Genomic DNA, 979 nt, shown 5'->3' with positions numbered 1-979 from the left:
GATAAAAAATGAACAGTGATGATAAAAGTGAATCTCAGAAACAAGCAGAATTCAGAGAAGGTCGAAACGAAAAAATTGCGTCGTCGAAAACTCCGTTTAAAGATTTCTTAGCTGGCGTTGGATTTCTGTTCCTACTGGCTACCCTTTCATATATGTTGTTCGGAAATGTTGAAATCGGTAAGTTAAGCTTTGGGTACAACGATTTCTTTGGTTACTTTATTCGATACAACATATAGTTTTCTGTTGAACAAAATGTAAACAGAGGCGATACTACGAGTATATAGTGACAGATAACTTTTTGTACCGAGGTAATATTAAAAATGGAAAATATACCGATGATAAAGAAATTTTTTTACTTTTCTATTCTATCAGTATCATTAAACGTAAGTGCTGCCGGATTTGATTGCTTAAAAGCTTCTACCGCTGTAGAGCATATGGTTTGCGATAACACAGCGTTAAGTGCTCTTGACTCTGCAATGACTCATCTATATCAAAGTAAGAAAGATAACAATCTGAAAGAAATTCAGCGAGGATGGATTAAAACAAAAAGAGACAGTGCTAAATCTGTTGATGAACTGAATACACTCTATGCAGAGCATATTCAATTTCTGTCTGAATATGCAAAAGTAGCTAATCAGATTAATGAAAATAACAACACTGTGAAACAACCGAAACCAACCGTTATTAAAGGTAAACTACAACTGTCCGACTTTAGTAACGATTTTATTTCCGTTGATGGTAATGAGTATTCAACTCAGTATCAAGATATGAATAGATCAAACTATGTCTTACGATGTGCTGATGCGATGATGATTGATGTTATGAATATTTGGAGAAAAGATTCAGCTAAGAAGAATGAGACTCGTGAGTTCAGTAGGTTAAGAAATAATGTCTATAATGGATTATGGAATATGACCGTGGATAATATCGATAGTAAGGTAAATACTCAAGAAATGAGAACGATTTGCGATCTATTGGT

Annotated in this window: 1 protein-coding gene; it reads left to right on the top strand. The window is 34.0% G+C overall.

Annotation, left to right across the window (positions count from 1 at the left end):
• Nucleotides 1-320 precede the first annotated feature (320 nt).
• The coding region (locus JHD74_RS25840; protein WP_370592719.1) for a lysozyme inhibitor LprI family protein at nt 321-979 on the top strand (659 nt) is incomplete at its 3' end.

Origin of the sequence: Serratia sp. ASV30 (genome assembly GCF_016428815.1) — a bacterium.
Lineage (GTDB): Bacteria > Pseudomonadota > Gammaproteobacteria > Enterobacterales > Enterobacteriaceae > Chania > Chania fonticola_C.
This window is presented reverse-complemented; position numbering and strand designations above follow the sequence as displayed.